The sequence below is a fragment of the Zongyangia sp. genome (assembly GCF_965361945.1).
The window spans coordinates 1-8,631 of sequence record NZ_CBDTOK010000018.1 but is presented as its reverse complement, the minus strand read 5'-3'; the positions used below and the strand labels follow the sequence as shown (position 1 = coordinate 8,631).

The window sequence follows — 8,631 nt, the reverse complement described above, 5'->3', positions numbered from 1 at the left end:
CACCAGCTCGTCGCAAGCGACATATCGCTTGCGACGAGCTTTTTCATTTCATTGCAAAGTTCATCGCGCGCTCATTCTGCTGCTCCTCGCTTCCAAACCGCAACCGCTTTGCGCTGGGCTGCGGTTTGGGCCCGCCGCTGCGTGGCGGCAATTTTTTACACTGAGAAAATATCAATTTTAACCGTTCCGCCTACGTGGGAACGGATTGCGCTCCATCCAAAAGCCCGGTCATAGACCGGGCTTTTCTCATACCACTCCGTCATTCCTCCTTCTCCGCAAAAGGGCTCGCTCGGCTCGCCTGCTCGGCCAAAAGCGCCCTCGCGACGGCTCGCTGTCGCTATCAACCTTTTGCGGGGCCTAGGATCGTGAGCTTCCCGATCTAAGGTGACCGAGCATGTCACCAGGCAAGGGCCTGGAGCCATTTCGCCCTCCGGGCCTTTTGCTTTGTAGGGGATTTCGCCCGCCTCCGGGAAATCGAAGCTAACCGAATAAGCTGATAAAAGGGCTGGGAATCATATGATTCCCAGCCCTTTTATAGTAGGAACGTTTTAAATTTTAGCCCAAAGCGATAATGGGATCGCCGGCGTTAATAGCCAGAGAGCTGATGACATAAAGCATCACGCCGTCCTGAGGAGCAAAATACTCACCCAGTACATTGGCAAAGCAGTCCCGGATTTCGCCGACCTTCTGGCCTTTGGTTACCTTATCGCCAATTTTGACACAGGGATACCAGCAGCCAGTCTGTTCAGCATCTAGGCCAGCCATCCGATGCAGATATACTACGTCGCAGAGCTTTTCGGCGCCGCCTTCCAGGACGCCCAGATGCTTGAGGACATTGTAAACGCCTTTCACATAGGTCTGAACCTCTTCCTCGCTCCACAGACCGCACTGGCCAATCTCTGCCAGGAAGCCGGGAACACCCATGGTTGCGGCGCAGCCAAAGGTACCGTTGTCAGAAACAGAACCTACTACGTATTTGACGCCCAGCATAGAAGCGGCTTCTTTGGCGATATTGTTTTGCTCTTCCGAACCCAGCTCCGAATAGATAACAAAAGGAGTCAGGGATTCATGGATATCGCCGCCGTGAAGATCCATATAGAAATCTGCCTGGGCGAACAATTGGCTGGAGATGGTATAGGCGATCCGCTGGGTTACAGTCCCGGTAGCTTTACCCGGATACTCACGGTTGAGGTTTTTGCCATCGTAGGGGCCTACATATTGCATTTTCGCAAAGAAAGCGGGGGTATTGACTGGATGAACGATAGCCACACGGCCAGCTACCTGATCCGGGGTAAGGGAAGCGGCAACCCGGATGGAAGTCTCAACGCCAGGATACTCACCGCCATGGGTACCGCCAGTGATAACAACGGTTTTTCCTGGTTTAGTGCCGCAAATCAGAGTGATAGGCATTTTTACAGGAGTACCAGGAACTTCCAGGTATCCCTGTACCTTCTCGCCAGCTTTGGCGGAAAGGGTTCCAACTTTCAGTTCTTCAGACATGACGCAAAATCTCCTTTAACAGTAGTATTATGACAAAAGGTGCCGGGCGGGCGGCAGCCACACCCGGACGCGCATTTTTGTAGCAGATGTTTTATACCGGCTGGATGGGATGATGGCAAGCCACCCAATGACCGGGACAAACCTCGGCGAAATCAGGTTGTATCTTTTTGCATTCCTCTGTAGCTCTTGGACAACGAGGATGGAACCGGCAGCCGGTAGGCAGCTGGATGGGGCTGGGAGGCTCTCCTTCGATACTGTACTCCCGGGAACGGTGGGTAGGATCCAACACAGGCGCGGCTTTGAGCAAAACCTCTGTGTATGGGTGATAAGGACGTTCATAGAGCTCTTCTGTGGGAGCCAACTCAATAATTTTGCCAAGATACATAACCGCCACACGATGGGTAATCAACCGGACAACCCTCAGGTCATGGGAAATAAAGAGCATCGTCAACTCCAGATCCTTTTGCAGATCCATGAGCAGGTTGATAATCTGTGCCTGGATAGAGACGTCCAGAGCCGAAACCGGTTCGTCGGCAATGATAAAAGCGGGATCCAACGCCAAAGCCCTGGCAATGCCAATTCTCTGCCGCTGTCCACCAGAAAATTCACCGGGATACCGGTCCGCTGTATCTGCGTTCATTCCTACCATTTCCAGCAATTTGAGGATCCTCTGTTCCCGTTGTTCCGGAGGGCAGACTTTATGAACCTTCAGAGCTTCGCCCAGCGTATCCCGGACAGTCATCCGAGGGTTGAGGGAGGAGTAAGGATCTTGGAAGACCATTTGGAAACTGCGGCGCTTTTCGCGAAGCTCTTTTCCTTTGAGGGAACTGATTTCAATCCCATTGAGGACAACCTTACCAGCGTCAGGATCATACAGGCGCATAATAGTCCGAGCCAGGGTAGACTTGCCGCAGCCCGATTCCCCTACCAATCCCAGAGTTTCACCTTTCGCGATGGAAAAACTAACGTCATCTACCGCTTTGAGGGTCTGGATAGGCTTTCGAGCAATAGCGTCTAAAATCGGCCGTTTGAGCCGGAAGTACTTCTTTAAATTGGTGACCGTTAATAACGGCTGTGCTGTACTATTTTCCATGGACGGTCATCTGCCTCCTTCCACAAAGGATTTGACTTCAGAAAGCTTTTCAGGGAAGTGACACCGTGTTAAATGATCCGGTGAGATCTCGCTGAGAGCAGGCAGCTCTTCCCGGCAGCGGTCCTCAGCAAAACGGCACCGGGGCGCGAAGGGACAGCCTTGGGGCGGGTTGGCCAAGTCGGGAGGAGAACCGGGAATGGGAATCAGCCGCTCCTTCTCGTGCCCGGTGGGTAGGGAGGAGAGCAGCCCATAGGTATATGGGTGCCGCGGAGAAGAAAAGAGGGTGAGGGTATCGGCAATTTCTACCACGTGGCCGGCATACATGACGGCAACCCGGTTGCACATCTGGGCAACGACTCCCAGGTCATGGGTGATAAGCAGGATACTCATCCCTAATTTGGCCTTTAAATCATTGAGAAGATTGATGATCTGGTCTTGAATCGTCACGTCCAGAGCGGTGGTAGGCTCGTCAGCCAACAAAAGCTGGGGCTTCGCAGCCAGGGCAATGGCAATCATCGCCCTCTGGCGCATGCCGCCGCTAAATTGATGGGGATATTCCTTAATGCGGGTTTCCGGACGTGGAATTCCCACCATATGAAGTAGTTCAATGGCCCGTTCTGTCTTTTCTTTTTTTGACATCTTCTGGTCACCGAAAGCCTCGAATATCTGCTCACCAATGGTGAGCACGGGATTCAAAGCGGTCATCGGCTCCTGAAAGATCATAGCGATTTCCTTGCCGCGGATCTGGCGCATTTCCTTCTGGGAGAGGGCAGTTAGCTCCTTTCCTTTGTAGAGGATATGCCCGTCCACAATCTTGCCCGGCTTATGGATCAGCCGGAGGATAGAACGGCAGGTGGCGCTTTTCCCGCAGCCTGACTCCCCAACTAGGGCGAAGGTTTCCCCTTGGCGGATGGTAAAGCTGACATTATCCACCGCTTTGACAGTCATTTCTTTGGTAATAAAATATGTTTTTAAATTTTTAACCTCCAGGATATCGGCCATGGTCCGAGCTCCCCCTTTCTTAACGGTTTTTGGTGCGCAGCAAGTCGGCTAAGCCGTCGCCAAACAGGCTGAAGCCGGTGCCGGCAAAGATGAGTGCGAAACCGGGGCAGGCGCAGATCCACCATGCCTGGGAGATAAACGGACGTCCATCTGCGATGAGCGCGCCCCATTCCGGTGTCGGGGGCTGCACGCCTAATCCAAGGAAGGACAGGGAAGCACCGGTGAGCATACACATAACAACGTCAGAAGACGCAAAAGCGATAGCGGAGGAAAATACGTTAGGCAAAATATGCCGGATCAGAATACGCAGATCGGAATATCCAAGAAGACGGGCAGCTTGGACGTATTCACTATGTTTGACCACCATGACCTCACTTCGGACCAGCCTGGCGTAGTCGCGCCAGCCCACCAGCCAGATGGCGATGTAAAGGTTGTTCATACTCGGCCCCATAATGCTGACGATGGCAATGACCAAGATGATGAAGGGGAAAGCCATAACCACGTCCAGAATGCGCATCAGGACACTGTCCAGCCATCCGCCATAGTAGCCGGCGATGAGGCCGATGATACTGCCGGTGATAAAGGGGACGATCATGGCCAGAACGCCGATGGTTAGGTCAATGCGGGTGCCCCATACCACACGGGCGAACACATCACGCCCGTAGTTGTCAGTGCCGAAGAGATGCTCCGCCGAAGGGGGCTGGAGCATAGCGGTGGTATCGGAAGCGTTAGGGTCATAGGAAGTTAAAAACTGGGGAAAAAGGGCAAAGATCACCACCACCAGGATGATCAGCAGGCCGATGTTGAGCGTCATGCTCCGGCGCCACCAGGGAGCCTTTTTGCGGGCGATCAGGGCACCGCCCTCCTGGGCGGCGTTGACCACCTTCCGCTGTTCGTCCATTCCCTCAAGCTTTGCCATGCCCATCCCCTCCTTTCTTAAAGCGATGTAAAGTGAGCCTTTGAGGGGCCAGGTTATATTGCGTCATCCTTGCGCCCTCCTATTCTAGTTCTACCCGCGGATCCAAGAGCGAGTAGGAAATATCGGTGATCAAGTTTACAATGAGCACCAGCGCGGCGAAGATCACCACCACCGATTGAACCACAGCGTAGTCCCGGCGGAAGATGGCCTCTACCAGCAGCGCGCCGACACCGGGCAGGCCGAAGACCGTCTCGATAACCACAGTATAGCCCAACAGGTTGACGATCCGCAGGGCCAGCAGGGTCACCGTAGAGATCAAGGCGTTTTTGACAATGTGGCGGGAGCGGACCCGGCCTTCAGAGATACCCTTGCTGCGGGCAAAGTCTACGAAGTCCATTCCCATTACATTGGCCACATTCCCACGGAGATTTTTAATCATCAGGGTGCAGACCCCCAGCGCGCCGGTGATGGACGGCAGGATGAGACAGCGCACATGGTCTAAGAAGGTGACGCCCCATCCGGAGATAGGCACCCAGCCCAGCTGCAGCCCAAAGAGGAGCAGCAGCAATATGCCGATCCAGAACTGGGGCATGGAGAGGGCCACCAGGGAAAGGACGCGGATGATATTGTCCCCTATGCCGTTTTTATGCCGTCCGCAGTAGTAGCCCAGCGGGAAGCTGATGAGGACGACAAACAGGGCGGTCATCAGCGCCAGGGAAACGGTCACGATCATCCGGCTTCCCAGCAGGTCGCTGACGGGGATGGAATACTGGATAGATTCCCCCAGGTTACCGGTGACCAGATCCCGCAAAAAGATGCCGTATTGCACGATGTAAGGCTTGTCCAGCCCCATTTCCACTTCCTTGGCGGCGACCATCTCGGGGGTAGCCTTTTCACCCAGCATAATCTGCGCAGGATTGCCGGGGATCAGGCGCATCATTACAAATACCAAGATGGTGACGCACAGCAGAACGGGGATCATCTGCAACAGGCGCTTTATTGCATAATTGAGTTGCTGCATAGCATTCACCTGTCCTCAATGAAAATAGCGGTAGGGGCTTCCCGCCCTTTTGGTGGGAAAGCCCCTTTGCCGCTGAAAAACGGAGGGAAAGGGGAAAGTCCCCTCCCCCTCCGATTCAAATTGCGTTGTTTGGGTTTATTTGGTGGTCTCCTGGAAGCGGTAAGCGCCCAGAGGAGTCTGGATAAAGTTCTCTACATTGCTGCGGTAGGCAACAGGGTAGGGAATATAGAACATGCTAAAGAAGGGCAGCTCGTCGGCCATCATCTGCTGGATCTCATAATAGAGCTCCTGGCGTTTTTCGGGGTCAAGCTCGGTTTTGGCCTCGTTGACCACAGCCTCCACCTCATCATTCTGCCAGCCGCTCATCAGGCACATGGCGTTGTCATAGATGCAGCTGTAATCCGCCTGCTGGGAAGGATCGGCCATATCGTTGGTCCAGGGCCGGATCTGCAGATCCAGGGTCAGGTTGTTCATCCGCTCGTTGATGGTGCCCTTTTCCAGGGTTTCCAGGTTCAGGGTGATGCCAACCTCAGCCCACTGCTCCTTGAGCAGGGTACCCATGGTGGCGTGGATGGTGTTGCCGGAATCCAGGGCCAGGGTGATTTCAAAGCCGTCGCCATAGCCAGCCTCGGTCAGAAGCTCTTTGGCGCCTTCGGGATCATACTCAGGATAGTCCACGTTTTCATTCCAATACATGCCGTTGACGGACATGAAGGAGGTAGCGAGCTCACCGTAGCCGTAAAGGGCCACATCCATCAGCTCCTGCCGGTCGGTGGCCATGGCCAGGGCGCGGCGGACGCGGGCGTCGTTAAGGGGCTCGATGGTGTTGTTAAAGATCATGTTGCGGACCTCGGTGGAAGGCAGGCCGACAGCGACGATGTCGGGGTCAGCATCCAATTCTTCCATCCGGTTCCAGGGGACGAAGGTAATGGCGTCCACCTGGCCAGCCTGCAGCTGCATGACGCGGGAGTTATCGTCAGGGACGACGGTGAATTTTACACTGTCCAGTTTGGGTTCGTCGGGATTCCAGTAGTTGGTGTTTTTCTCTAAGAGGACATATTCGCCCTTCTGCCACTCGGCGAAATAGAAGGGGCCGGTTCCCATCGGAGCCTGGGTGTAAGCTTCCTCGCCCACCTCTTCATAATAGGCTTTGGACTGGACGGAAGCGTTGAACATGGCAAGGTCAGCCAGGATGGGAGCCCAGGGCTCGGTCAGAGTGATCACCAGGGTGTTCTCATCGGGAGCTTCCACCGACTCGATGGCTTCCATGGCAAAAGCCCAAGCAGAGGACTCGGTGTCCCGGGCCCGCTCAATGGACCAGATCCAGTCCTCGGTGGTGACTTCAGTGCCGTTGGCGAATTTAACGCCGGGTTTCAGATGGAAGGTGTACTGGGTGCCTTCAGGGTTGATGTCCCAGCTTTCCGCCAGCCAGGGCTCAATGCTCTTGCCGTCGTCGCTGGCCCGGACAAGGCCTTCCATGGTCAGGCCGAACAGCCAGATATTGACGTTGCCGTCCTGGGTGACAGGATCCAGGTTGTCAGAATCCTCGGGACGGGCAATGACCAGCTGGTTGGGATCGGTGGTAGCAGCCTGGCTGCCGCCGCTTGTGTCGCCGCCGCTGCTGGAGCATCCGGTGACTGAGAATACCATTGCAACTGCCATCAGAAGGACAATTGCCCTTTTCAGAAATTTTTTCATACTCTCTACTTCATTCCTTTCCTCGCGGTTAAATGAAATATCCCCCGCCGAAATTGGCGCAGTGACAGCCGGGTATCTTCCGACTACACCAAAAAATGGTGCTACAAAGCCAATCAATGCAGCACCATTGCTGTGCATTATTATAGCATTCTGCATGGGACAAGTCATTACAAAATTTTTAATCTGCTAACTGTTTAAAGAAGTGTGGCAAATTCCTAAGATTTAGGAAAAATATCTAAGGAAAGCGGGAAAATGTATTTCTTATAAGGGTGTTTTCAGAAAAATTGTACTGCCAGAGAAAACAGAAATGAATTTTCTTACCCAAAAAATTTCATTTTTATTTTGAAGAAATTTTTATTATTTAAAGCAGCCGAGAGTATATTTCCCTATGAAAGAAGAGCTTTTATCCTCTTTAGGGGAAGAAAATCCCCAGGTGAATACTTATCCGATAAAAACTTTTAAGATAGAAAAGGCGGACGACTACATGTCATCCGCCTTGAAGCAAAGGATATACGGGTTTTATTTTCTCTTGCGGGAGAGAACTACCGCAGCGCCTGCGCTCAGGGCCAGGACTGCCAGCGCTCCAGCTACCATGCTGCTGTCTCCGGAAGCGGGGTTCTCTTTCTCTCCGGAACCAGTGCCGCCGGTGGAATCATTTCCACTGCCTTCCGGCCAATCCCAGTCCCCGCCGCCTGCTTGATCTTCGTCAGAGCCAGGAATGCTGGGCTTATCGGTGCCAGGTGTGGGTTCTGGCTCTGTCACCGCTTCCTCTTCCCGTGTCACTATAATCACATATTCGCTCTCTTCACCTTCTAGGCGCAGCGTAACTACAATCTCGTTTTCTCCTACCTGCAGCGGGATTTCTTCAGAGTAGACGCCGCTCTCCAGCGCCTCTTCTCCCAGCATGGCTGTAATGCCATCGGCAAAGAAGGCTTTCACCTGCACACCCTCTACCTCGTTTCCTACGGCAGCGGTGTAAGAGAAGGTGTCCTTGTCAAAGGCGGGAGTAAGGGTTCCTTCAGACAGCTCCAGGCCATCCAGGAGAGGTTTCTCGCCTACAGGAGGCTGTTCTTCCTCTTCTCTCGTAACGGTGATGGTGTAGGTCTTATCTCCTGCTACCACGGTGATGGTATTGGTGCCAACCTCCAGGGCGATGTCTTCGGAGTAAGCGCCGGAAGCGACGTCCTTGCCGTTGACGGTGACAGCGGTGTCGCCGGTGTAGGTGGGCATGACCTTGACAGAGGAGACGGAGTTTGCCACAGTGGCGGTGTAGTTCAGGGTAGCCTTGTCAAAGGCAGGATCCAGGGTGCCATTGGAGAGCTCCAAATTGCTCAGCTCGGTGGGAATGGGAGTGTTAGAGGTAATAATGACATTGGCCTTAGCTTTGACATCTGTTCC

General features: G+C 53.7%; 7 protein-coding genes. All 7 read right to left on the bottom strand.

Translation table 11 applies throughout. The features are described 5' to 3' along the window. Positions 1-555: 555 nt before the first annotated feature. Entirely contained in the window at positions 556-1,500 is a 945-nt protein-coding gene (locus ACZ25G_RS01100) for a M14 family metallopeptidase (RefSeq protein WP_342681872.1), read from the bottom strand. A gap of 91 nt (positions 1,501-1,591) precedes the next feature. Continuing rightward, positions 1,592-2,593: an ABC transporter ATP-binding protein gene (locus ACZ25G_RS01095; protein ID WP_463681241.1), complete on the bottom strand. Its 1,002-nt coding sequence runs from the start codon at positions 2,591-2,593 to the stop codon at positions 1,592-1,594. Between the two features lie 6 nt (positions 2,594-2,599). Beyond that, a complete protein-coding gene (locus ACZ25G_RS01090) occupies positions 2,600-3,595 on the bottom strand; it encodes an ABC transporter ATP-binding protein (protein WP_463681240.1) in 996 nt (331 codons plus the stop codon). A gap of 19 nt (positions 3,596-3,614) precedes the next feature. Further along, the gene (locus ACZ25G_RS01085) at positions 3,615-4,514 is read right to left on the bottom strand and encodes an ABC transporter permease (protein ID WP_342681875.1); all 900 of its coding nucleotides are present in this window, start codon (positions 4,512-4,514) and stop codon (positions 3,615-3,617) included. Between the two features lie 79 nt (positions 4,515-4,593). Further along, entirely contained in the window at positions 4,594-5,535 is a 942-nt protein-coding gene (locus tag ACZ25G_RS01080; RefSeq protein WP_191481418.1) for an ABC transporter permease, read from the bottom strand. Positions 5,536-5,670: 135 nt separating this feature from the next. Then, a complete protein-coding gene (locus ACZ25G_RS01075; RefSeq protein ID WP_463681239.1) occupies positions 5,671-7,233 on the bottom strand; it encodes an ABC transporter substrate-binding protein in 1,563 nt (520 codons plus the stop codon). A 519-nt stretch (positions 7,234-7,752) separates the two neighbouring features. Beyond that, on the bottom strand, positions 7,753-8,631 hold an 879-nt coding region (locus ACZ25G_RS01070; protein WP_463681238.1), incomplete at its 5' end, for a cadherin-like beta sandwich domain-containing protein.

Excerpts from the sequence above, each read along its gene's own strand:
- ACZ25G_RS01100 (WP_342681872.1), bottom strand. The coding sequence starts at position 1,500 with ATGTCTGAAGAACTGAAAGTTGGAACCCTTTCCGCCAAAGCTGGCGAG.
- ACZ25G_RS01095 (WP_463681241.1), bottom strand. The coding sequence starts at position 2,593 with ATGGAAAATAGTACAGCACAGCCGTTATTAACGGTCACCAATTTAAAG.
- ACZ25G_RS01090 (WP_463681240.1), bottom strand. The coding sequence starts at position 3,595 with ATGGCCGATATCCTGGAGGTTAAAAATTTAAAAACATATTTTATTACC.
- ACZ25G_RS01085 (WP_342681875.1), bottom strand. The coding sequence starts at position 4,514 with ATGGCAAAGCTTGAGGGAATGGACGAACAGCGGAAGGTGGTCAACGCC.
- ACZ25G_RS01080 (WP_191481418.1), bottom strand. The coding sequence starts at position 5,535 with ATGCAGCAACTCAATTATGCAATAAAGCGCCTGTTGCAGATGATCCCC.
- ACZ25G_RS01075 (WP_463681239.1), bottom strand. The coding sequence starts at position 7,233 with ATGAAAAAATTTCTGAAAAGGGCAATTGTCCTTCTGATGGCAGTTGCA.